The organism is Pseudomonas caricapapayae (assembly GCF_001400735.1).
Classification (GTDB): Bacteria; Pseudomonadota; Gammaproteobacteria; order Pseudomonadales; family Pseudomonadaceae; genus Aquipseudomonas; species Aquipseudomonas caricapapayae.
This window is the reverse complement of the sequence record NZ_LJPW01000129.1, coordinates 1-313: the sequence shown is the minus strand read 5'-3', so window position 1 is coordinate 313 and position 313 is coordinate 1. Positions and strand designations below refer to the sequence as shown.

The 313-nt window shown below is 53.4% G+C and carries 1 pseudogene; it reads right to left on the bottom strand.

The features are described from left to right. A pseudogene (locus ALO80_RS17915) lies at positions 1-313 on the bottom strand (hypothetical protein); the annotation flags it as partial.

The window sequence follows — 313 nt, the reverse complement described above, 5'->3', positions numbered from 1 at the left end:
TTTTTTTTCGAAAAATAGGCAGGCACCTCGGCCAGCAGGGTATCGCCATGAGTGTCCAGCCAGGCCGCCGTGAGACCGTCACTGATGATTTCTTCCGGAAAAATCAGCGCCCCTTCGTCTTCGAATACCGGTGCCGTTTTATCAATGACAAAGACCAGTGTTTCGGATTCGGTCTGCACCTGATTGGCGGTCTCGACGCTATAACGGAGTCGATGCTGGCCTTCGATAAGGTATTGCTGCGCGATCATGCTGAACAGATCGGCGGACTGCACAGGTTCGGTCCAGATCTTCTCCTCCAGCAGCATGTCATTCC